Annotated in this window: 20 protein-coding genes and 1 pseudogene; 6 read left to right on the top strand and 15 right to left on the bottom strand. The window is 60.0% G+C overall.

Translation table 11 applies throughout. From position 1 onward, the window contains the following. Positions 1-960 (top strand): phage major capsid family protein (locus AS026_RS11370; protein ID WP_160330103.1); only part of this gene is annotated, 960 nt, incomplete at its 5' end. Positions 961-1,158: 198 nt separating this feature from the next. On the opposite strand, the gene AS026_RS11365 is transcribed toward AS026_RS11370, so the two are convergent. The 14 genes and pseudogenes from AS026_RS11365 to AS026_RS11305 form a co-directional block, all read right to left on the bottom strand. Beyond that, entirely contained in the window at positions 1,159-2,283 is a 1,125-nt protein-coding gene (locus tag AS026_RS11365; RefSeq protein WP_062369666.1) for a tyrosine-type recombinase/integrase, read from the bottom strand. A gap of 943 nt (positions 2,284-3,226) precedes the next feature. After that, a complete protein-coding gene (locus AS026_RS11360) occupies positions 3,227-4,264 on the bottom strand; it encodes an IS110 family RNA-guided transposase (protein ID WP_062369665.1) in 1,038 nt (345 codons plus the stop codon). A 117-nt stretch (positions 4,265-4,381) separates the two neighbouring features. Further along, a complete protein-coding gene (locus tag AS026_RS44465; protein ID WP_425349786.1) occupies positions 4,382-4,588 on the bottom strand; it encodes a hypothetical protein in 207 nt (68 codons plus the stop codon). A 30-nt stretch (positions 4,589-4,618) separates the two neighbouring features. Beyond that, entirely contained in the window at positions 4,619-5,074 is a 456-nt protein-coding gene (locus tag AS026_RS11355; RefSeq protein WP_425349785.1) for an amino acid permease, read from the bottom strand. 128 nt (positions 5,075-5,202) lie between these two features. Further along, the gene (locus tag AS026_RS11350) at positions 5,203-5,409 is read right to left on the bottom strand and encodes a CsbD family protein (RefSeq protein ID WP_018856970.1); all 207 of its coding nucleotides are present in this window, start codon (positions 5,407-5,409) and stop codon (positions 5,203-5,205) included. A gap of 324 nt (positions 5,410-5,733) precedes the next feature. After that, positions 5,734-7,713: pseudogene (locus AS026_RS11345) on the bottom strand (ABC transporter ATP-binding protein/permease). Between the two features lie 448 nt (positions 7,714-8,161). Further along, on the bottom strand, positions 8,162-9,103 hold the full coding sequence (locus AS026_RS11340) for a LysR family transcriptional regulator (protein WP_025660003.1): 942 nt from the start codon (positions 9,101-9,103) through the stop codon (positions 8,162-8,164). A 189-nt stretch (positions 9,104-9,292) separates the two neighbouring features. Continuing rightward, complete coding sequence (locus AS026_RS11335) at positions 9,293-10,000, bottom strand: class II aldolase/adducin family protein (RefSeq protein WP_062369664.1); 708 nt, start codon at positions 9,998-10,000, stop codon at positions 9,293-9,295. 7 nt (positions 10,001-10,007) lie between these two features. Further along, positions 10,008-10,997, bottom strand: coding sequence for an ABC transporter substrate-binding protein (locus AS026_RS11330; RefSeq protein ID WP_025660001.1), 990 nt, complete (start codon positions 10,995-10,997; stop codon positions 10,008-10,010). A gap of 42 nt (positions 10,998-11,039) precedes the next feature. Next, positions 11,040-12,146: an ABC transporter ATP-binding protein gene (locus AS026_RS11325; RefSeq protein WP_025660000.1), complete on the bottom strand. Its 1,107-nt coding sequence runs from the start codon at positions 12,144-12,146 to the stop codon at positions 11,040-11,042. 95 nt (positions 12,147-12,241) lie between these two features. After that, entirely contained in the window at positions 12,242-13,294 is a 1,053-nt protein-coding gene (locus tag AS026_RS11320) for an ABC transporter substrate-binding protein (protein WP_245307420.1), read from the bottom strand. Positions 13,295-13,335: 41 nt separating this feature from the next. Further along, the gene (locus tag AS026_RS11315) at positions 13,336-14,397 is read right to left on the bottom strand and encodes an ABC transporter substrate-binding protein (protein ID WP_062369662.1); all 1,062 of its coding nucleotides are present in this window, start codon (positions 14,395-14,397) and stop codon (positions 13,336-13,338) included. A 34-nt stretch (positions 14,398-14,431) separates the two neighbouring features. Then, complete coding sequence (locus AS026_RS11310; RefSeq protein ID WP_062369661.1) at positions 14,432-16,177, bottom strand: ABC transporter permease; 1,746 nt, start codon at positions 16,175-16,177, stop codon at positions 14,432-14,434. A 36-nt stretch (positions 16,178-16,213) separates the two neighbouring features. Next, positions 16,214-17,464 (bottom strand): flavin-dependent oxidoreductase, encoded by a 1,251-nt coding sequence (locus AS026_RS11305; RefSeq protein ID WP_062369660.1) that lies wholly within the window; start codon positions 17,462-17,464, stop codon positions 16,214-16,216. Between the two features lie 546 nt (positions 17,465-18,010). Between AS026_RS11305 and AS026_RS42300 the strand changes: the two genes are divergently transcribed. After that, entirely contained in the window at positions 18,011-18,148 is a 138-nt protein-coding gene (locus AS026_RS42300) for a hypothetical protein (protein ID WP_167354894.1), read from the top strand. A gap of 68 nt (positions 18,149-18,216) precedes the next feature. On the opposite strand, the gene wrbA is transcribed toward AS026_RS42300, so the two are convergent. Then, positions 18,217-18,813: an NAD(P)H:quinone oxidoreductase type IV gene (wrbA, locus tag AS026_RS11300; RefSeq protein WP_025659995.1), complete on the bottom strand. Its 597-nt coding sequence runs from the start codon at positions 18,811-18,813 to the stop codon at positions 18,217-18,219. A gap of 216 nt (positions 18,814-19,029) precedes the next feature. Between wrbA and AS026_RS11295 the strand changes: the two genes are divergently transcribed. The 4 genes from AS026_RS11295 to AS026_RS11280 all read left to right on the top strand — a co-directional run bounded on the left by AS026_RS11295 (position 19,030) and on the right by AS026_RS11280 (position 22,224). Next, complete coding sequence (locus AS026_RS11295) at positions 19,030-19,806, top strand: competence/damage-inducible protein A (protein WP_062369659.1); 777 nt, start codon at positions 19,030-19,032, stop codon at positions 19,804-19,806. Between the two features lie 109 nt (positions 19,807-19,915). Further along, a complete protein-coding gene (locus AS026_RS11290) occupies positions 19,916-20,758 on the top strand; it encodes a universal stress protein (protein ID WP_025659993.1) in 843 nt (280 codons plus the stop codon). A gap of 183 nt (positions 20,759-20,941) precedes the next feature. Beyond that, positions 20,942-21,439, top strand: a complete 498-nt coding sequence (gene gpt, locus AS026_RS11285) for a xanthine phosphoribosyltransferase (protein ID WP_025659992.1) — start codon at positions 20,942-20,944, stop codon at positions 21,437-21,439. A 197-nt stretch (positions 21,440-21,636) separates the two neighbouring features. After that, on the top strand, positions 21,637-22,224 hold the full coding sequence (locus tag AS026_RS11280) for a hypothetical protein (protein ID WP_062369686.1): 588 nt from the start codon (positions 21,637-21,639) through the stop codon (positions 22,222-22,224). The last annotated feature ends 55 nt before the right edge of the window (positions 22,225-22,279 follow it).

Here is a 22,279-nt window from a genome sequence, read left to right as displayed (position 1 = left end):
GCAGGCAAGATTGTCGAGGCCACCCGCGATCCGGTCGGCTGGCTCAGGAAGGCCGTCACCAATCCGGCGATGACCAGCGTGCCCGATTGGGCCGGGACGCTATCCAATCCGGGAGTCTATCCCGGCTTGCTGGCTACGCTTGCGCCCACCAGCGTCTATGCCGCCCTGAAGGCGCGCGGCATCAGCGTGAACTTGACCGGCACCAGTGGCTTGAGATTTGCCGCCAGGGCGGCACCAGGCAGCATCCCGAACGTCTTTATTGGCGAAGGCCAGCCGATCCCGGTCAGGCAATTGTCATTCTTGCAGGGCGCGACTTTGTCGCCGCACAAGGCCGCCAGCATCAGCCTCTTTACCGGCGAGCTTGCCAAGGCCTCGACGCCATCCGCCGAGGCTATCATCGGGCAGGCGCTGGCCGAGGATATCGGCATCAGCGTCGATACCGCTTTGCTCGGCAATGCGGCGGGGACGGCCACGCAGCCGCCCGGCCTTCTGTTCGGCGTAACGCCTTTGACGCCATCGGCGGCGACCGATCCGGCGCAAGCAGCGAGCGCTGATATGGCGGCGCTGGCGGCGGCCATCAACCCGGCGGCGGCAGCGCTTACCTTCGTCATGAATTCCATTCAGGCGGCCAATGCGGCCATGCTGGTGGCGGGATTCGGCGCGGTGGATGTCATCGCCTCCGATACCGTCCCGGCAAAGACGGTCATCGCCCTCGACACCGCCGATTTCGTCAGTTCCGTCGATGACGGCGAGGTTCGAGTAGAAAACGATGCGACGGTCATCAGCAGGGACGATCCCGCGCCGGTATCGACGGGCGCGAGCGGCACGGATGCGGCAAGCGGTAGCCCGCATCAATCGCTTTGGCAGCTTGATCTCCTCGCCATCAGGATCGTAGAGGACATCAGTTGGGCGATGCGCCGGGCTGGCCGGGTAAGCGTCGTCGCGAATACGAAATGGTAAGTCCGCCAGCCGAGTCAGGCAACGGCGGCATGCGGGCGGTGGTCTTGAACCTGACGGGCCGCCGCCCGTTCGCATTAATTAGGCGGCGGATAGAACTGATATTATCAGCCCTAACTCTCCCACGGCCAATCTCGCCAGCAAAGCGGAGAATGAGCCGGGCACTGCTTACCAAGGCGGGCGAGAATCCAAGTTCAGGAACTAAACTTGCTTTTCCTTTTTCTCTTGCTCCGCCGTGCTTGACGTCGGGGAACTCCATCGCAATTCCGCCACGTTCGCGCCCGCGATTGCGCCATGCGTCGCGGCGGATCGCCGGAGGCCATGTGGCGTTATCTTGGCAATCTTGGCCTCCTTGCAGATCGAGGCCATCTCGGCGCGTACATCGTTGTACCCGATGGGCTGCGTTCCCTTGCGCCGGGAGAATACGTAGCCGAGTCGATTGGGCTGGCGATCAATCAGGATGGCGGCGTCGGCGCTAATGACTGTCGCCACCTTCTTGGTTTCAGTGTCCTCCAGATGGACCTCCCGGCGCTTTAGATCAATCTGGTCCCAACGCAGGGACAAGGCCACGCCGATACGCCAGCCGGTGACGGCCAGAAAGCGGATGAAATCGGACATCGGCCCTTGCTCGCGCTTGTTCAGCACCTCAAGGAATGCGGGCAGATCATTCTCGTCCAGCCATGAATCGCTGACCCGCTCGGCAAAGCGCTGGACCTTGGCGCATGGATTGTCGTTCCGCATTTCATGGATCATGGCGAAAGAGAACATTTTCGACAGTGTAGCCAAAGCGCGGTTCAGATCCGTCGAGCGGTTCTTGTGCTTGATCTTGAGGCTATTGATTTCGGACCGGGTAATATCCGCGACCCGCCGCCCGGCAAAGGCCGGTAGGAGTATTCGATTGTACCGATAGGTATAGCTCTTGCGGGTGCTTTCCTTTTTCAAGACCAGATGCTCTTTCTCGAAAAGCTCCCATAGCTGCTCGAATGTCGGCTGCGCCAGCTTTTGCGCCCGCTTCGCCTTCGGATCATCCCCTTCCTTCCTCGCCAAGAGTAATAGCCGGGCCGACTCCCTTGCGTCCTCGGCATTGAAGGTCGGCCATGAGCCAACCACCAGCCATTTCCTTTTCGCCTTCCCGGCGGCAGCGACGGGTGGCATCGGCGGGATGTAATCGATCATGAAGACCCGGCTGATATTTCCGTCAGACTGGCGGCGGCAGCGGACGACAAATCCCGGCAATTTGCTGTCGCGGACCTTAATCTCGTCGCGGTCTTTCATGAGGCGCGGAACCCGGTTCTTGATGAAGTCCTCGGAGATGAATTCAGCCATTTCTCGTAAAATCCCTCGGCTAAATGTGGCCCTACACGTGGGTACACTTTTCATGATTACGCTTGATATCGGATGGATACCAATTGGCCGACAGGTAGCATCTATATAACTGATTTTCAATATATATTAGGTATCGTTTACGTTCATTCGATATCTGGATTTTTGGTACTTAAAATCCCTCACCGCAAGGTATACGGGTTCGATCCCCGTCGCTCGCACCAAATCGAAATCGCTATCTCAAATATATCCAGAAATCCGCCCGGAGTGGACGAACTTTATGTAGGGCGCTGCACGTGGCCTGAGGGTGTGGATTAAACCGGCAGGCGCCCGGCGATCGATTGATAACAATGATCTACGATCATGAGTACAGCAGCGTCCATTGGTCCTCCGGACGAAACGTGAGAACTGTTCCCGGATGTCCTATCTCACCTTCTAACATAGGTCATCCGTTGATGCGCCACCTTTGAGCACGGCCTGAGCTTCCTGAATGAGGAATACAACCATTGTCATTCCGGACGCCGGTAAATCCTAAATGTACACACGCCGTAGACAACAGGCTGGCGACGCCCCGGTGTCCTTGGCGAGTCCAGGTGCGGCCTGCTGGACAGACACAGCCTTTGGGTGCTCGTCCGGGCAACGGCACGACGTTGTGATCCGCTTTTTACATCGCGGTAGCCAGTGAAAGCCTTCTGTAACGGGCCTTGAGTCAATCCCTTGTGAGCTTAGTCCCTCGCCGAGTGCTTGCTTCTGTTCGCAGTCGGGGCTTGGCCGCTGCTTTATGGGGTCTGCTGAGGACCGGCTGGCCAATCTAGGAACGCGCAGTCACCTGAGTGCTGCTTGGCTTTCAGCGGCCTAACCCATCCATCGTCCCGGCGAAGGGACCTTGCTCCGGGGGGCTGATGGCAGTGCCCGCCCGAAACCTGTCCGGTTGTCTGTTTCCGGCTCAGGCGGCCATGGCTGCCTGAGCCTTGTGGGGAATGAAGTTGGTTCCATCCCTAAGCATGTGGTGCAACACCACCGCCAGCTTACGGGCCAGCGCGACACGCGCCTTTCTGGGACCCGCACGTCTGGCGACCGCCAGTGCCCAGCTTTTGAGATCCGAGCCTTTGACCGGTCGCGTGAGGATGACGTTGGCCGCCTCGTAGAGCGCGGTTCGTACGCCCACATCGCCAATCTTCGAGATGCGACCGCTATAGTCGGTCTCGCCCGATTGATACTTCTTCGGCGTCAATCCGAAATGCGGCCCCACTGCTCGGGATGAGCGGAAACGCTCCGGCGTATCTACGGCCGCCACGAATGTCCGCGCCACCACGACGCCAACGCCGGGCGTCGTCATCAGCCGCCGTGCGCTGTCGTCCTGACGGGCCATGGCACGCAGCTTTCGTTCAAACCCGGCAAATTCGTCCGCAAGTGCATCGCGCACCTTTAACAGCGACGCGGCGATCGCCTCCAAGGTCGGATGACCTTCAATCAGTTCGCCGATCCGTGCCGCATAGGTGCGCTGTGTCGTCGGCCCTACCTTGAGGCCGAAGCCGCGCAGTATGCCCCGGATGCTCATCTCGATGTCGTGAAGCTTTCCCTGGATGAGCTTGCGGGCGGTCAGCAACGCGCGCACTTCCTGGGCCGGAAGAGATTTGCAGTGGACCGGTCTGAACCAGCCAAGCCGCATCAACTGCGCGATGCCTCGCGCATCCTTCTTGTCGGTCTTCACCGGCATCGTCTTGAAGGCCGTCCGCACGTGCCGCGTCTCGATCAGTTCGACCGCCAGACCCGCCTTCGTGATCCCGGCATGCAGCCACTGCGACAAGGGGCCGGCCTCAAGACCGATCCGCTCCATGGCCACGCCGTGCTCGGCAAACCAGGCGATCAGCGCATCGGGCTCGCTCAGTACCTTTGCTTCACGCACGATGCGGCCATCTGCATCCACCACGCACACACTTGAATATTCCAACGAGACATCGATTCCGGCATACTGCTTCATGGTCGTCTCTCCGTGATGCTATGGAGCAGGCCACTCCTGACTCCGCGAAACCATCATTGTGAGGGACGACCACCAGCCTTTCAAACCTCGCTGGCCGAGCTCCGCCCGTTACACCATCTAGATCAGCGCCGTGGCAGTCGTCAGCACGGCGATGGATGCCCGCAGAAGATCGCCCGTGTGACCCTCAGGGTCGCGATCGTAAGTTTCACTGGTCAGGGCCAGGCGGAGCCCGTAGGCCGCGACCAGGATATAGGGGACCAGGATCATCGAGCTCGTCAACTCAAGCGCCAGATGGAAAGCGTATTCTGCAAACAGCGTCAACACGAGAAAGATCTGGACGACGGCGTTGGTAAGCTACAGGGCCATCGAAGGATGGCCGCTCTTGTTTTCGTGGGAAAGAAAGCGCGGCATGGTGTCGTAGTTCGAGGCGGAATAGAGGATTTCCGCCGCGAGGAGCACCCACGAGAGATATGCCCCAGCGACCGAAATCAGCAGGCCGATGCTGACGAAGACGGCGCCCCACGGGCCAACCACGGCCTGCAGCACGCCCGCCATCGAAGGATTGCAAAGGGCGGCGAGATCAGGGCGCAACAGCACGCCGTAGGACAGGATCGTGACCAGCACGAGCAGGCAGAGGACGCCGAGGAAGCCGACACCGTGGCGACGCCGACATCCGACCGATTGCGGGCGTAGCGCGAGTAGACGCGCCGACGCTGTATGCGGAATTCGGATAACGGAGATCGTTGAAGTCCGGTACAGCCTAGCCCCTCTCGGACGGTCATCGCATCGGGCTGGGCCCTTGGTCGGCATGGCCGGGCTTCACCGTCGATTGCCGTCGGCAACTCGCGCTCGCCAAACGAGGCGAAAACGGTCGAGGCGTTGGCAAAGACTGGAGAGTTCAGAAAGAAAAGGCCCGGAAGCCCCGGGCCTGCTAAAATCTAGTGCCAGGTCTGGTTTCCGTACCACTCATCGATGTCGCGGCGAACTCGGTCGCGTTCGATGCCGTAGCGCTCCTGGATCTTGCCCTCCAGTTGTTCGCGCTTACCGGCGATCTGATCAAGGTCGTCATTCGTAAGCTTGCCCCACTGCTCCTTGACCTTGCCTTTCATCTGCTTCCAGTTTCCTTCGACGCGATTCCAATCCATTGTATTTCCTCCTGTTGTGGATGAGGAAGTAACGGGCTTCACCGCCAAGTGTTCCCGAAGCGTCGATGCGGCAACCGGTACGGATCAGTGCAGGCATGGGCGGGCCGTTGGTCTGCGCGTTGAGCGATCTACGGCTTCGGCCAACTTGTTGCACCGAAGATAACCTGGCCGCTCCACCACGCCGCACTCAACGGCCATGTCGGCAAAATGAGGTTTCGGGGATGCCGTCAAGTTGAACTGGTGCAACAAGGCATCCTTGTCATATCGGGTCACAGACGCGAGTTCCCGCTCAGCGAGCTTATCTTGGAATGATCCCTGCCCTTGCTATCCGGGCGTCGTACTGCCTTTCGGCCGGGAGTGCCGGTTTTCGACAAGGCGCGAAAGCAAATTCCGCTTTCTCTTACGCTGGAGAAGATCAATATCACTGACAAGCTTTGCGCCGCCCTCCCGCCGTTCCAATGTAATTTTGCGGCTGTGGAAGGCTTCCAGCTCAGCTCGATGCGCTACGCTTATGATCGTGATCTGCGGCAATTCATGGATGATCATCTCCATCATCTTGTCCTGGCTTTTCTCATCGAGTGCCGACGTTGCCTCATCCAGCACGATCGTATCCGGACTGTGTAGCAGGAGGCGCGCAAACGCGAGCCTCTGTTTTTCACCACCCGACAGCGTCTGGTCCCATGGCGCCTCTTCCTCGATCCTGTCGTTCAGATAGTCGAGTCCCACCTTGTCGAGAGCCGCTTTGATCTTATCGAGCGGCCAGCTATCGGCGGCGCCGGGATAGGCAACCGCCCGGCGAAGCGTCCCGGAGGGGATGTAAGGCCGCTGCGGCAACATGAACAGTCGTCTGTCGCCATGAAAATTGACGCTGCCGTCACCCTACGGCCAAAGGCCTGCGATGGCCCGCACCAGCGTGCTCTTGCCCGAACCGGACTCTCCGGCCACGAGGACCCGCTCGCCTGGTTCGACCGTGACCTGGGTCTCCTTGACGACGGCGGTACCGTCGTCAAGCGACACCGAGAGGTCATTGAGGCTGAGCATCGCATCGCCTTCAGTTTCACCGTGCTGGATGCGTCCCAAGGCATCGCTCTGTTCGGCGCGCTCCAACCCGTCGAGCGACATCATCAGCGAAGCGACGCGCCGTGCACAGGCGTGCCAATCGGCAAGACGCGGATAATTGTCGACCAGCCATCCAAACGCGCTCTGAACGATGGCGAAGGCAGAGGCAGCCTGCATCACCTGTCCAAGCGTCATGCTGCCTTCGAGATACTTTGGAGCGCAAAGGAGAAGGGGAACGACTGGCGCAAGCAGGCTCGACCCCTGGGACACGAGCGTTGTGCGCATGTGTTGGCGTGCAAGGAGCGCCCACTGGCGGAGGACATTGGTAAACGTCTTGTCGAGATCGTTACGCTCCTCCTCCTCCCCGCCCAGCAAGGCAATACTTTCGCCATTTTCCCGCACGTGCGTCAGCGTGTAGCGAAATTCGGCTTCCGCCTGATTCTTGACCTCGGAAACGTGGACGAAATGGCGACCGATGACGGCCATCGAGCTGGACGTGATAGCCGCATAGAGAACCGCGGTAATGACAAGGAAACCAGGAACAGTGACGGTCGACCCTGCAATTGTCAGGGTCAAGGCCCCGCCGATCGTCCAGAGCACCACGATGAAAGTCGAGGCCGACAGAAATGCGGAAACGACACCAGCGATGAAGTCGACGGGTGACTCGGTCGCAATTCGCAAATCCTCGGAAATGCGGGCTTCCGGGTTCTTGTGGTCACCGCCGATGAGATTCAACTGATAGTAACGGCCGTTGGCGAGCCAGCGCCCGATGAGCGCGGTCGTCAGCCAGGAACGCCAGCGGCGCTGGATCAGCATACGGAGGGATACTTGTGTTACGACAAGAGCGACGCTTCCGAGCGCGAGGGGCAGGAACACGGCGCTGAGGAAATATACGGTATGGGCATTGCGTTGCTCAATTGCGTCAAAGATTGCGCGATTCCAGATATTGATTCCATACTGGAAGCCGACATTCGTGACGATTAAGGCGAGCAGCCCAATTGAGCACGGCCACGCGAGCCATTCCCCGCCGCGGCCCCAGTAACCGCGCGCGCTGATCCAGAAGCGCGTCAGCAAATATCTCTTGCGCGCCCGCTCGGCCTCCTCGGGCGTCAGCTCTGGGTCGGGTTCAACGACTTCTGGGGGCAGCGCGCCCTCGTCAGTCGATGCCTTCTCTTGGCGCGATCTCTCGGCACTGTGCTGCTCGGAGCCGTCGACCGATTTCTGATCTAATTCAGCGTCTGACATACGCGCGACAACGGCTTAAAAATCAAAAGGTTTCATGATGCCAATCTCGAGCAGGGAAGAAGCTGGAGGTGCTGCCCGCCGCGAGCGCTTGTGTGTCGGGATGAAGGCCGGCGACGGTGGTGGATCTCGGTGAGGGAACCAATAGAGAGGTCGCTCGCTTGACCTGGAGGAACAGCGATTTTCTTCCTGCCTCTCGTTTCGCAACTTTCAATTTCCAAGTGCCCCGCGTGTGCTGGCGGGCTTTTGGGGACAGGACAATGGGAACAAAGTCCGCGACCGAGAGTTCCCTATATGCACGCGCGCCTGCCCTGCGACCGCGACAGCAGGGCTCTTTTTCTCGCGTTGACCGCGTCGTGGCAAGCGCAGTGATCGTCTCCGCGCATTCGGTGAGCCCGAGCTCGCATAGGGCGAAATCAGCCACGATTTCGTGTTATGCACGCAAGACTGCTTACACAGCTGGCGCTACTTCCTGCTCAACGATCTCGAAGGCCTCGTTCTTGGCAAGATGGCTGATGAAGCCCTGGATGATGTGCAGCGCCGAGCCGGCATGTGCGGGCTTTGGCCGGCCAGAGGGCTGGATCAGATAGAGCGTGCGCACGAGCGGCGGATTGACTATGCGCCGGGCGATCAGCGTGCCCGCCTCCACTTCGCGCGCCACGGTGCCATAGGGCAGCACGGCGCAGGCGTTGCCTTCGAGGATCAGACCCTTGATCGCATCCATGGATTCGATCTGGTAGGCAACCTTCAGCGGAAGGTGGAAGAATTCCATCGCATGTCTCAAGAGATTGATGATTTGGCCCTTCTCGGTCGGAATGACAAAGGTCGCTTTGGCAAGCTCGATCAAGTTGATCGGTCCATCCTGACCGAACTCGGATTTTCGGCCAGTGATGAAGAAGACGGATTCCCGGAGGACGGCCGTTTGCTTGATACCCTTGCGCGGCTCGACATTGAAAGCGAGTGCGAAATCGAGATCGCCGCGGGCGACGCGCTCGCCGAGCAGGTGGCTCATCTCCTCGACGATCTGGACCTTGGCGGACCAGTTCTGACGGCCGAACTCCTGTGCCAGCGGACCGGCGAGCAGCGCCGAGAGGCTGGAGGTGAGACCGATCGAGATGTGCTCTTCCTGTGCTGGGTCAAACTGCTTGATCGTACGGCGGATGGTGGCCAGTCGATCGAGGATTTCCTTGGCCTCTTCGAGGAAATACTGGCCGGCCGGCGTCGTCGTCGTGCCGCGCGGGCCGCGCTCCAGCAACTGCACGCCGAGCTCCTGCTCCAGTGCGTTGATCTGTGCGCCGAGCGCCGGCTGTACGATGTTCAGCGCGGCGGCGGCCTGCGTGATGCTGCCGATTTCGCAGACGCTGACAAAGGATTCGATTTGGCGAATTCGCAAGGGGCCATCTCCTCCACGGCCATGGGCTGACAACCGCAAGACGCTTCCGGTCTCGGGCTCTGGTCTTCCACGTTCCGTGAAGGTCGCCATCCCCTGGTATCCGGGCGCGATTCCGGCGGCAAGCTTTCAGTCTGGCAGGAAAGCCGCGGCTTGCAAATCACTAAATCGCCAGCCGCAGATCGCGTGGCTTCAGTGTCCGGCCCTCGTCGCCCAGTAATCCCAGGCGCGGGCGAGCACCGGCGGTTCGAGGTTCTTCGCGCCAGAAAGCGCGATTTCACCCGCCGTCAGCGGCGTCACGCCGCCGAAGGGCAGCGATCGCAGCAGCAGATCACCGTTGCGGCAGAGCTGGATCGTGCGCATGGCGAGCTCGCGCAACGTACCGCCGACGACGACTGCGCCGTGACCGCGCAGGAAGACGGCATTGCTGTTTGCGAGCGCCCAGGCAAGCGATGCTGCCTGATCGGCGGTGGAAACCAGCATGTCGGTATCGCCGAATTCCGCCTGGCTGTCCCAGAGAGCGACGTCGGTACCGATCGTCGCGCCGAGATGTGTCACTGGTTTCCAGACGATATCGGCGACACAGAAGGGCATGATCGCCGGCGAGTGGAAATGCGCGACAGCCTTGACGTCCGGCCGCGCTTTGTAGATGCCGCCATGGATGACGCGTTCGATATAGCCACGTCGCTCGTCGTCGCCGAGAAGCTTCGAGTCGAGATCGTAGCGCTGCAGATCCTCGACCACGACCAGCTCGGGGCTGCGCGAGCGGGAGATGAAGTATTCGCCGTCGGCCTGCGGCGAGCGAAGGCTGACATGGCCGAAGGCATCGAGCACGTCCTCGCGGGCGAGGATGTGATTGGCGGTGACGAGTTCGGCGAGATCGCTGGCAAGTTCGCTCATGGCAGCCTCAGACGACAAACTTGGTCATGATGCCCGCCGGGAAGATCTCGTCCGGCGTCATCAGGCGGCTCGCGATGCCCTGCTGGTGGGTATAGAGCAGCATCTGCTCGAAAGTCTTGCGGTTCTTCTCGATACCGAACGGGAACGGATCGCTGCCGAAGATGTCGCGCATGCGCCGCGCATAGGTCGGCAGCCAGGCAAGCGGATAGCGCGAGACCGCCGGATCGAAGAGCCGTTCCAGGCTGCGGCGCTTGGATTCCTCGAAGGCGTTGTAGAGATTGCGGGCGATCCAGGGGCTCTCGTCGAGAAGATGCTTCTTCATGGCGATGATGTGCATGATCGGCCAGACGCCGCTCTCCTGGTAATAATCCTCCTCGATCTCCAGGAAATTCGGGAAGAGGCGTTCGACGCGCGGGTCCTCTTCGAGGAAGCAGGTCGGCGGGCGGGCGATGATGGCACAGTCGATCTCGCCGGAGGCCAGCATCTCCGACAGCGACTTGTCGGCGACGCGCGTCAGCGTTACGCCTTCCGGCAAGGCAAGATCGACCTTCTCCTCGCGGCCCGGCGCATTGGCGCCGGCCTGATACCAGTGGACGTCCTGCAGCTTGACGCCGCCTTCGTTATGCATCCAGCCGCGCATGTAGACGGCCGCCGAATGAGCCCATTCCGGCGAGCCGACGCGCTTGCCCTTAAGGTCGGCCACGCTTTTGATGTTGCTCGCCTTGTTGACGTAGAACGAGCTGAAGCGGAAGAGCCGCGAACAGATGACCGGCAGGCCGATGATGTCGCTGTCGGGCCGGCTCACCTGCGCCATGAACTTGGCGAAGGAAAGCTCGCTGACGTCCCACTCGCGATTGAAGGTGAAGCGGGCGAAGATCTCGTGATGGCTTAGCATTGACCAGGTGAGGTCGATGCCTTCGGGCACCACTGTCCCGAGCCGCAGATCGCGGAAATGGTCATAGTCGGTCGTGGCGATAGAAAGCTGCTTGCGGCTCATGGCATTGTCCTGGGATATGGCACTGGAAACAGGCGCTGGCGTTCAGCGCAGGATAACGTTGACTTTCGCGGGCTTGATATTGACGAGGATCCGCCCGCCGATCGGCGTCCTGACGCTCGGATGGACGCGCGCCAGAAGCTTCGCCTTGCCGACATTGACGATGTAGTCGACGCATTCGCCGAGGAAGACCTTGCTGTCGACGATGCCGTCGAGGACATTGCCCGAAAGGCTCTCGCCCTTGTCCGGTTCGACGAGATGGATGTTCTCCGGGCGCACGGCGACCGTCAGATTGTCCTTGAGGTCAAGCGCCTCTTCGGCGCTGACATCGATCTTGCCGGCCGGCGTCTCGACGGCCCAGCTGCCGGTCTCCTGGCCGCGACCGAGCACCTTGCCCTCAAGGAAGTTGCTGGAGCCGATGAAGTCGGCGACGAAGCGGGCGGCGGGCGCCTCGTAGATTTCGCGCGGCGTGCCGAGCTGGACGACCTTGCCGGCATTCATCACCGCGATCTGGTGCGACAGCGCCAAGGCCTCCTGCTGATCATGCGTGACGTAGAGCGTTGTCAGGTTAAGTTCGCGCTGCAGCCGCTTCAGCTCGAAGCGCATCATCTCGCGCAGCTTGGCGTCGAGGTTCGACAGCGGCTCGTCGAGAAGCAGCAGGCGCGGCTCCATGATGAGGGCGCGGGCGAGCGCCAGGCGCTGCTGCTGACCGCCGGAAAGCCTGGTCGCTTCGCGGCCGGCGTAGTCGCCAAGAGCGACGGCGTTCAGCACGCGTTCGACTTTCTCCTCGATCTGCTTCTTGGAGAATTTCGTCTTGCCGACGTGCAATGGGAAGGCGGCGTTCTCGAAGACGCTCATATGCGGCCAGATAGCGTAGCTCTGGAAGACCATGCCGAAATTGCGATGGTTGGGCGCCATGAAGATGCCCTTGCCGGCGGCGAAGACCGGCTTGCCATCGACGGTGATCGCGCCCTTGACGGGACGTTCGAGGCCCGCGATCGAACGCAGGGTCGTGGTCTTGCCGCAGCCCGAGGGACCGAGCAGCGTAAAGAGCTTGCCCTGCGGCACCTCGAAGGACACGTCCTGGGCAGCCTTGACGACCTTGCCCTTGCCATCCGCATATTCCGTGCTCAGACCCTGCACACTCAGCATGGTATTCTCCTCACATTCCCTGCCGGTCGGATCATCGATCCGATAATTTCTATCAGGCCGGCGCCCCACGTTCGGACGAGGGGCGCCCTGCCCGTTCATTTTACTGTCGCATTGAAGGTATCGCGCCACTTGGCGAGCTGATCCAGCATCTTCGCCCCGTCGACGACCTGGACGTTCAGGCCTTCCGGCAGCGGCACCAGCTTAACATTCGTGGGCGTGAAGCCGCGATCGGCGAGAATCTTCTGGCCGTCGGTCAGCGTGAATTCCTGGAAGAGCAGCGCGGCGGCGGGATGCGTCGCCGTCTTGGCAACACCGAGGCCGTTGACACGGGCGACGGAGGGACCGAGCTGCAGCTTCTGGATCGGCGCGCCGTCCTTGTTCATCTGGTCGACCTTGTAGAGGTAGTTCGTCAGCGACACCGGCACTTCGCCGGAGACGACAAGGTTGGTCAGCAGCGTATGACCCTTGCGGAGCGAAATGCCGTTGGTCTTGGCAAGCTTCTGGAAGAAGTCTAGACCCTGCTGCTCGCTCGGGAAGCTCTGGTCGATCGTCGCCAGCCAGTCATAGGCTTCGGCTTCGAGACCGATCTTGCCGGACCACTTGGGATCGAGCAGATCATCCCAGCTCTTCGGCACGTCGGCGTCGGAAACGAGCTGCGTGTTGTAGGAGGCAGTGATGATGTTCAGGCGGCTGCCGACCCACTCCTTGTGGGCAGTGACGGCCTGCGGGAAGATATCGGCCAGGGTGGCCGAATTGACCGGCTCGAAAACCTTCTCGCGATGCAGGGCCTCGAGTTCCGGCCCGTTCGTCTCAATGATGTCGGCATCATAGCGACCGGCCTTGATCTCGGTGACGGCACGGCGCAGCACGTCCTCCGAGCTGCCGCGCCAGGTGGTGACCTTGATAGCGTATTTGGCGGTGAAGGCATCGGTGATGGCGGCGACGTCCTCGACCGGCGTTGCCGTATAGAGCGTCAGCTCGCCTTCCGCCTTGGCCGCCTCCGCTAGCTTCTCCAAGCGGTCGGGGCCGTTGTAATTGGCGAGGTCAGCAAGGCTCGACTGCGCATAAGCAGAGCCTGTGGCAACGGCTCCCAGCAGCGCCATTCCGCCAAGCAAGCGGATGGCCGAAGTCATTTTAAACGATCGCAACATTTTCTCCTCCCGAGTATTCGGTTTGATCGCCGATGGAATTACTTGAACGTCTTTTCGAATTCGCCGCGCCAATCGCCCAGGTTATCAAGGGCGGCATCCGGATTGATCACCTTGACCTGCATGCCTTCAGGCAGCGGCGCGATCTTGATATTGGTCGGCGTAAATTGTCTCTCCGCCAGGATCTTCTGTCCTTCAGTGAGGGTAAAATCCTGATACAGGATCGCGGCATTTGGATGGGGCGCTGTCCGCGCCACGCCGAGGCCATTGATGCGGGCAATAGCCGGGCCGATCATGAACCGCTTGATCGGAGCACCGTCCTTTTCCATTTGCGCGACCTTGTAGAGATAGACCGTCAGGCCGAGCGGCACCTCGCTGGAAACAACGAGATTGGTCAGCAGGGGATGGCCGTTGTAGAGTCCCGGATGATCGGTCTGCGATAGCTTGCGGAAGAATTCCATCCCCTTTTCTTTGGACGGAAAGGTTCCGGCGGCCGTCGCGAGCCAGTCATAGGCAACGGCCTCGACGCCGAGCTTGCCGGCCCATTTCGGATCAAGCAGTTCCTCCCATGACTTCGGAAGGTCCGCTTCGCTGACTGCATTCGTGTTGTAGGCCGCGGTGATGATGTTCAGCCGGCTGCCGATCCATTCGTGATGAGGCGGGACGGCATCCGGAAAGATGTCCGCAAAGAGCGGCGACTGGATCGGTTGCAGTAGCTTTTCACGATGAAGCGCCTCGAGTTCCGGTCCGTTCGTCTCGATAACATCAACATCATGACGTCCGGCCTTCAACTCGCCGACGGCACGCCGCAGGACGTCTTCGGAACTGCCACGCCACAAGGTCACCTGTGTGCCGTACTTGGCTTCGAATGCCTTGGTAATGACGGTCACGTCCTCGACGGGGGTGACGGTGTAGAGCGTTAGAGCGCCCTCCTGCTTTGCGGCGGCGACCAGCTTGTCCATCCGATCGGCGCCGGTATAGCCGGCGATCTGGTCGATGCTGGACTGGGCGTGGGCCCCAGTGGCCAAGGCGGCCGCAGCAATGGTTCCCAATAGCATCCCACAGCGCCAGAGCCGCTGCACATTCTTCATGAATTCAGGCATTTTCTCCTCCCATGCCAATCCTCGAGGCTTCTCCTCAAGCCTCCTTGACGCCGAAGCGTTTGCCGACCCACTGGGCCAGCATGACGATCGTGAACAACACCAGGATCATCATCACGCCGAAGGCCGAGAGTTCGACATACTGGCCGTTCTGCCAGAGCTCCCAGATCACCACCGAGACCACCTCAGAGCCGGGGCTGTAGAGAAGGACCGAGCTCGACAGTTCACGGATCGAGACGACTACGATGTAGATCCAGCCCGCCACCAGGCCTGGCTTCAGGAGCGGTAGGACGATGCGCCAGAAGCTCTGGCCCCAGGAGGCACCGCTCATGGCGGCGGATTCCTCAAGATCCTTGTGGATCTGCAGCATCGACGTCGTGTTGTAGCGAATGCCGTAGGGCATGAAGCGGGTGAGATAGGCGATCAGGATGATCCAGGTCGTGCCGTACACGCCGATATCCAGATAAAGATAGAAAATCATGATCGACAGGCCGAGCACGAGACCGGGGAAGACCATCGGCAGCGAGGCAAGGTTGTCGAGCAGCCAGCGGCCCGGCAGCTTGGTGCGAATGACGATCCATGAGATCACCGCTGTCAACAGCATCAGGCCGGTCGCCGCGCTGAAGGCAAGGATCGCACTGTTCCAGACCGCCTGGCCGACGGCCGGATAGTTGATGACGGTCACATAGGCATTCAAGGAAAGCCGGTGCATCGCGCTCCAGGAGGGCACGCTGTAATATTTGTTCAGGGACGACCAGAGAAGCACCAGGAACGGCAGGATAATCACCAGCACCATGTAGACGACGATCAGGACGGCGGCAGGAACGCGCCACGGGCCAAGATCGAACGGCCGCGGGCGAAAACCCTTTCCGGTGACTGTTGAATATTTGCTGCCCTTGGTCGACAGCCGCGACTGGAAATAAATGCCGAAGGAGGCAATCACCAGAAGAAGGATCGCATAGGACGAAGCGAGGCCGACATTGCTCGGATATTCGCGGATCGCGTCATAGATCGACGAGGTGAAGACCTCGATGCCGACGGGAGTGCCGAGCAGCGCAGGGACCTCGAAGGATTCGATCGAGCGCGTGAACATGATGAAGAAGGCTGCGACCAGCGCCGGCCAGACAAGCCTCAGCGTGATCCGGAAGAGGATCTGCCAGATCGAAGCACCGGACATCAGCGCCGATTCCTCGAGCGAAGGGTCCATGGCGCGGAAGGCCGCCGACATCAGCAGGAAGGCGACCGGCGAATAATGCAGGCCCTCGACCCAGATCATCCCGCCCATCGAGTAGATGTTGAAAACCGGCCCGGCGATGCCGAAGGTATTTTTCAGGATGAGATTGAAGAGGCCGATCTGCGGGCTCGCCATCATGATCCAGGAGACGGTGAAGAGGATCGACGGGATGACGAGCGGCACGATCGAAGCCGCATAGAAGAGCATCTTGAAGGGTGTGTTCGTTCGCTCGTTCAGCCACGCGAAGAGCGTGCCGATCGTCAGCGACAGACAGGCCGTGCCGGTCGCGAAAATCACCGAATTGCGGAACAGCGGCAGGATGCGGCTATCGCTGAAGGCCTTTGTGTAATTATCGAGGGTGAAGACGGCAGGCACATCGCCTGCCGCCGGGGTCATGAAGCTCTGCCAGATCAGAAAGACGAGCGGCACGAGGGCGAGCCACGCGACGGCGAGGATCACGGCCGCGATGACCAGCCATTTCGCGTTGATCCTCGCAAGGGGTCCATGGTTTTGCGCCATCTTGGCGTAAGTACTTTCCTGCAATGACATGAAGGCCTCCCAACCGACGTCTTTCCTCCGGGTCCGTCAGGACCCGGCCGGTACAGCGAGGTTATCCTTATGATAACCGGCAATGCGCTGATAGTTTGTGGAGAGCTGCTCGAGATCTTCACGGCTAATGACGTCGTCAATATGATCGAACGGCTTGTCCTCGGTGCGCAAGAAGACTTCGCGCAGGATCGCATCCGGCGGATTGGCGCGGTTTGTCAGCACGACCTTGGCGGTTGCCGGGCGGCGGATCGCCTCATAGGCATGCATGGCCTTGATCGGATCGCCTTCACGGACGAGCGCGTCGGTCAGCGCGCGGCAATCGAGGATCGCCTGGGCCGAGCCATTCGCGCCGCGCGGATACATCGGATGGGCGGCATCGCCGAGCAACGTCAGGCGACCGAAGGTCCACTGGTCCAGCGGGTCCTGGTCGACCATTGGATATTCGAGGATCGCATCGGCGGCCTTGAACATCGCCGGGCAATCGAGCCAGTCGAATTTCCAGTCCTTGACGACGTCGAAGAAGTCTTCGAGGCGACCCGGCTTGTTCCAGTCGCGCTGAGACTTGTACTTGTCGGTCTCGATGTCGACGACCCAGTTGATGAGCTGATTGCCTTCGGCGTCGATATCGTCGCGAATCGGGTAGATCAGCACCTTGGCGGTGTTGAGCCAGCCGACGCGCACCATGCTGGCGCCGGTCAGGAACGGCTTCCAGCGCGTGACGCCGCGCCACATGTTGATGCCGGAATAGCGCGGCGGACCTTCGTTCGGATAGAGCTGCTTGCGGATCCTGGAGTGGATTCCCTCGGCGCTGACGACCATTTCGGCCTTGACGGACGGCCGGGCCGAACCGTCGCGCGGATCGACGAAATGCAGGGTCACGCCGCTGTCGTCCTGGTCGAAGCCGGTGCAGGACCAGCCGGTCATCAGGCGGTCAGCGCCGATGCGCTGCTTGAAGGCCTCGACGAGGACCATGTGCAGGTCGCCGCGATGGATGGAGAATTGCGGCCATTCGTAGCCGGCATGGCGACCCGTCGGCTCGGTGAAGATATGCTGGCCGTGGCGGTTGTAGAAACCGGACTCGCGGGTCGTGATGGCGACCTTCGCAAGCTCTTCCTCGAGGCCGAGCTGGCACAGTTCGCGGGAGGCATGCGGCAGAAGATTGATGCCGACGCCGAGCGCCTTCAGCTCGGGCGCGGCCTCGTAAACACGGGATGGGATCCCTTTTTCGTGCAGCATCAGAGCAAGCGCCAGCCCCCCGATCCCACCACCAACAATCGTGACTTCCATAGTCAACTCCAAATGTCCTGGCCGGGAAACCCGGCAAAGTTCGAGTAGGGCATCGTCCAACAGGATTGAAAAATGCCGATGTCGCTTCAGATGAAGGCTGCAGGCAATGGAAACCCGTTCGCCGAAGCAACGCTTCGACAGCGGCAGTTATTCCAGATTTTGCCGATCATCCTCCGATAGGCACCGGTTGCTCTTTCATCGCCCGAACCACTCGCGCGTCCTCACTCGAAAGAACCATCCGATGTTGGAAGGACCCTAGAAACAAAATTGACATTCATCAAATAGATAGATTTTTTGAGGTCATAGCGAAAACAGATGACTGAGGCCCCTCACCGTGAAGCACTCAAGTGCGGCTGGCCTGCCCCTTGCTATAGGGCACGTGGCTTCGATCCCGTCGCTCGCACTTTCATGCCCGAGGGCACCGACTTCCGGCAGCAACGTCCATTGGCCTTTATCATCTCTTGCGAATGTGCTTGTATGCGCGCGCCAGAAGGACCGCGGTTGGGGCTGCGCATAGTTGTAAGCTAGTCTTGTGGGAGTATGGCAATGGTTTACGATTGGGATGGCACGAGAGCTCGACGTCTCAAATTGTTCAGGGCAGGAACGGCGTACATGATCGCGATTGCGGTCGTCGGAATACCGCTTCTTTTCTTCGCAGCAAAGCTGCACAACCTCTACGACTGAATTGGCAAGTTCGTTGCCCGGTATAAGCAGGCGTGACCCAATGGCCGCGCCTGCTAGTGAGGACTGATTTAGCCGAGCTTTGCAGCGATCTTGGCGACGTGAGCGCCCTGATACTTGGCTGCCTCAAGCTCGATCGCGGAAGGCTGGCGGGATCCGTCGCCATCAGTAATGGTGGATGCGCCGTAGGGCGAACCGCCCTTGATTTCATCAACGCCCATCTGGCCCTGGAAGGCATAGGGAAGACCGGCAACGACCATGCCCTGGTGCAGGAAAGTGGGGATGAAGCCGAGGATGGTGGATTCCTGGCCGCCGTGCTGCGTGGCCGAGGACGTGAACACAGAGCCCACCTTTCCGACCAGCTTGCCGGTGAACCAGAGGCCGCCCGTCTGATCCCAGAAATTGCGCATCTGCGAAGCAACGGTTCCGAAGCGCGTACCCGCACCGACGATGATCGCGTCGTAATCGGCAAGTTCGTCGACCGTGGCGATCGGGGCAGACTGGTCCATCTTGTAGTGCGACGCCTTGGCAACCTCGGTAGGAACCAGTTCCGGAACGCGCTTGACGGTGACGTCCGCGCCGGCCGACTTTGCGCCTTCGGCGACGGCATATGCCATGGTTTCGATGTGGCCGTAAGCCGAGTAGTAGAGCACGAGTACCTTAGCCATTTATCTAACTCCATCAATTGCGTTTGAATTCGTGAACGTGCGGAGTTGTAGCAGCGGTGTGTGTCGAACATAGCCCTGTAGGGCAGAACGCACTGTTCAATGGTCATAGACGAAAACTTGCTTGCAGCCATTTCGCAAGTTGGCGGCAGCGACACGGTTTGCAAGACTGGAGAAGGGCACTACCTATGTGGGAACGCAAATGCTCGGAAATTTCCAATGACCAATGAGACGATTGTCACCGCCGCCATGCTTGCCATTGGCGACGAACTGTTATCCGGCCGCACCAAGGACAAGAATATCGGCCACCTGGCTGACATGCTGACGCTTTCCGGCATCGACCTCAAGGAAGTGCGCATCGTCGGCGACGAGGAGAATGCGATCGTCGAGGCACTCAACGCGCTGCGCACAAAATACGATTACATCTTCACCTCGGGAGGTATCGGACCGACCCATGACGACATCACCGCCGATGCCGTATCCGCAGCGTTCGGGGTGCCTTGCGAATACGATGCTGATGCAATGAACCTGCTCGGCGAGATGTACGCGCGCCGCGGGCTTGAGTTTACGGAAGCCCGAAAGAGAATGGCTCGCATGCCCAAAGGGGCGCGCCATATCCCCAACCCGGTCTCGACCGCACCCGGGTTCGTGATCGGCAACGTTCATGTCATGGCTGGGGTGCCGCAGGTCTTCCAGGCCATGGTCGACGCGGTCATCCCGACATTGCGGACCGGCACGCGAGTGCTCTCGCTCGGTATCTCCTGCCCTTACGGGGAAGGCGACATCGGCACACCGCTTGCTGCCATCCAGAAAGCTCATCCGGAGACGAGCATCGGCTCCTATCCCCGCTATATTGGCCAGGCGTTCTCAACGGAAATCGTCGTCCGCGGACGCTCACAGGATGCGGTCGATGCAGCGGGAGATGATGTGCGCGCTATGATCGAGTCCATCCGCCAATCAAAGGAGGTGGCTGAAAACCGCTCGGCAGAGGCGTAGCATGGAGGAGATCCCGGCTCGCCGTTGATATGCATCAAAGAACCGGCGCCCTCGCCGGCGCATTCTCGTTGAAAATTAGTCGATTTCATCCGCGTAAGGAGAATTGCCGATGTCCTACAAAACCATACTTGCCATTCTCGATACCGTCGATAACGCCACCGCCGTGGCCGATTTTGCGTTTGCCATTGCCGCACAGACCAATGCCTACGTTATCGGACTTCATGCAGAGACCGTCGCGGTCGTGCCGCTCGTAGCACCGATGGAGATACCCGACCCGGTCGCCGTGCAGGCACTGCAGGACATGGCGCGTGCCCAAACGCTCGAAATCGAACGCATCTTCCGCAAGAAGGCGCAGGCTGAAGGTATTTCCCATGAATGGCGCAGCTTCGCCTCATCCACCGGCTACGGCTCGGCGCCGTTGATCGAAAGTGCCCGAAGCGCCGACTTGCTCATCGCCTCGCAGGCCGATCCGGTGAAGCCGTCCGACAGTCACGTAGACATCGACAACTATCTCTTCGAAAGCGGTCGCCCGGTTTTGATGATTCCTTTTGTGATGCGCCAGCCGAAACCGATCAAGCGTGTCCTCGTCGCATGGAACGGCTCAAGGGAGGCCGCGCGTGCGGCGTTCGATGCCTTGCCCATCCTGAGGGCCGCCGACGAAGTCGAGATTTTCTCCGTCGATCCAGTCGACAATGCACTCCAGTCTGCGGCCGTCGCAGGCGCCGACATCGCTGCGGCTCTTTCCCGTCACGGCGTCAAGGTAACTTTGGCAACAGCGCAAAGCGTTGATAAGTCCGCGTCGGCCGTCATCGAAAATCGCCTCTCCGACAGCAGCATCGACCTGCTCGTCATGGGCGCTTACACTCATTCGCGTCTCTGGCAGTTAATCTTCGGCGGCACCACGAGAACGCTGCTGCAGTCGATGACGGCCTTGACGCTGCTGTCGCGATAAGAATCGTGAAAGGCTTGCGTTTTGCCCACGGAATCCGTTAATTGCGGCGACCGATGACGAGCTCCGGCTTCGGTCCTCCTCTCGCGCAGTCTGGGCTGGGCGATTTGCGTTTGGCCGATCGCGGAATGCCTTGTCCGGCCGCCGACAAACGGCGTGTCATCATTCATGCCGCGGAGCAAACCCATGTCTCTTCCCGATAAAGCCTTTCCCGTTTCCTGGGACCAGTTCCACCGCGACGCGCGGGCGCTCGCTTGGCGTCTCGCTGGGCTCAAGCGCGATTTCAAGGCGATCGTCTGCATCACGCGCGGCGGTCTCGTACCCGCAGCAATCATCTCGCGCGAACTCAACATCCGGCTGATCGAAACTGTCTGCGTCGCCTCCTACCACGACTACGTGAACCAGGGCGAAATGATGCTCCTGAAGGGCATTGCGCCAGAGCTGACCGCTGACCAAGGCGAATCCGTCCTTGTCATCGACGATCTTACCGATACGGGCAAGACCGCCTCCGAAGTTCGTTCGATCCTTCCCAAAGCACACTTCGCCTGCGTTTATGCGAAGCCCCAGGGAGTGCCGACGATCGATACCTTCGTTACGGAAGTCAGCCAGGACACCTGGATCTACTTCCCGTGGGACATGGGGTTCACCTATCAGGAACCGATCTCCAAGGCCGGCCGCGGCTGAGCGCCATCCACGGCGCAACCCAACAGATTGGCGACAATTTCAGATTGTACAAATCTTTGTTTAACTAACCCATCGGATTCCGCTATCGCGTCGCCCGCGCTGACCTTATCCTTCAAAGCAATTCCCACGCGGCAACGGTGTCGCGTTGCGGACTTGCATTAGAGGTAAAGTCGCGGGGCGCGACCTTTGGAATGAACATGATGCGTTGGGGCTATGTCGAGATAGCGGCGGCTTTCGGTTTGTGTCTCTGTCTCTCGCCTTTGACCGCTTCGGCGGAGCCGGCCTATGTGTCGGTCGTGCGGAAATATGTCGAGACAACAGTCAAGCCGATGGTGAATGTCGCGATCGTCAGGAAGGCGATCGAAGCTCAGAATACCAAATTCAGCAAAATCAGCGACATGGACATCCAGGTGCTGGATAACACCTATCGGTCCGAAGTTCTGGCCGGCGGTTGGCAGATGGTGAGGCAACTGCTCAACAAACCGGTGTCGCGATACCTCAAATCCAAGCAGGATGATTCGCAGGGCGCCATCGTTGAATTCTTCGTGACCGATCGCCACGGACTAAATGTCGGCCAGGGCACGATAACCAGCGACTATTGGCAGGGCGACGAAGACAAGTTCCTGAAAACATTCGGAAGACAGTCCGACGACATATTCATCGATCGCGCCGAGCGCGACGAGCAGACACAATTGCTAGAAACGCAGGCAAGTTTCGTCATCAAGGATGAAAACGGACAGCCTATAGGCATCGCAACAGTGACGATTGCGATCGACGCATTGTGATTGAATTTAGCGTCAACGAATCGGCTGCCGCATTTGGCCGGCAAAAGCTGCAACC

Source organism: Rhizobium altiplani, from assembly GCF_001542405.1.
Lineage (GTDB): Bacteria > Pseudomonadota > Alphaproteobacteria > Rhizobiales > Rhizobiaceae > Rhizobium > Rhizobium altiplani.
The sequence above is the reverse complement of the archived record's forward strand: the minus strand, read 5'-3'. Positions and strand labels throughout refer to the sequence as shown.

Bases quoted from the DNA above. Each gene is read 5' to 3' on its own strand.
- AS026_RS11365 (WP_062369666.1), bottom strand. From the start codon at position 2,283: ATGGCTGAATTCATCTCCGAGGACTTCATCAAGAACCGGGTTCCGCGC.
- AS026_RS11360 (WP_062369665.1), bottom strand. From the start codon at position 4,264: ATGAAGCAGTATGCCGGAATCGATGTCTCGTTGGAATATTCAAGTGTG.
- AS026_RS11355 (WP_425349785.1), bottom strand. From the start codon at position 5,074: ATGCCGACCAAGGGCCCAGCCCGATGCGATGACCGTCCGAGAGGGGCT.
- AS026_RS11350 (WP_018856970.1), bottom strand. From the start codon at position 5,409: ATGGATTGGAATCGCGTCGAAGGAAACTGGAAGCAGATGAAAGGCAAG.
- AS026_RS11335 (WP_062369664.1), bottom strand. From the start codon at position 10,000: ATGAGCGAACTTGCCAGCGATCTCGCCGAACTCGTCACCGCCAATCAC.
- AS026_RS11330 (WP_025660001.1), bottom strand. From the start codon at position 10,997: ATGAGCCGCAAGCAGCTTTCTATCGCCACGACCGACTATGACCATTTC.
- AS026_RS11325 (WP_025660000.1), bottom strand. From the start codon at position 12,146: ATGCTGAGTGTGCAGGGTCTGAGCACGGAATATGCGGATGGCAAGGGC.
- AS026_RS11315 (WP_062369662.1), bottom strand. From the start codon at position 14,397: ATGCCTGAATTCATGAAGAATGTGCAGCGGCTCTGGCGCTGTGGGATG.
- AS026_RS11310 (WP_062369661.1), bottom strand. From the start codon at position 16,177: ATGTCATTGCAGGAAAGTACTTACGCCAAGATGGCGCAAAACCATGGA.
- AS026_RS11305 (WP_062369660.1), bottom strand. From the start codon at position 17,464: ATGGAAGTCACGATTGTTGGTGGTGGGATCGGGGGGCTGGCGCTTGCT.
- AS026_RS42300 (WP_167354894.1), top strand. From the start codon at position 18,011: ATGGTTTACGATTGGGATGGCACGAGAGCTCGACGTCTCAAATTGTTC.
- wrbA (WP_025659995.1), bottom strand. From the start codon at position 18,813: ATGGCTAAGGTACTCGTGCTCTACTACTCGGCTTACGGCCACATCGAA.
- AS026_RS11295 (WP_062369659.1), top strand. From the start codon at position 19,030: ATGACCAATGAGACGATTGTCACCGCCGCCATGCTTGCCATTGGCGAC.
- AS026_RS11290 (WP_025659993.1), top strand. From the start codon at position 19,916: ATGTCCTACAAAACCATACTTGCCATTCTCGATACCGTCGATAACGCC.
- gpt (WP_025659992.1), top strand. From the start codon at position 20,942: ATGTCTCTTCCCGATAAAGCCTTTCCCGTTTCCTGGGACCAGTTCCAC.
- AS026_RS11280 (WP_062369686.1), top strand. From the start codon at position 21,637: ATGATGCGTTGGGGCTATGTCGAGATAGCGGCGGCTTTCGGTTTGTGT.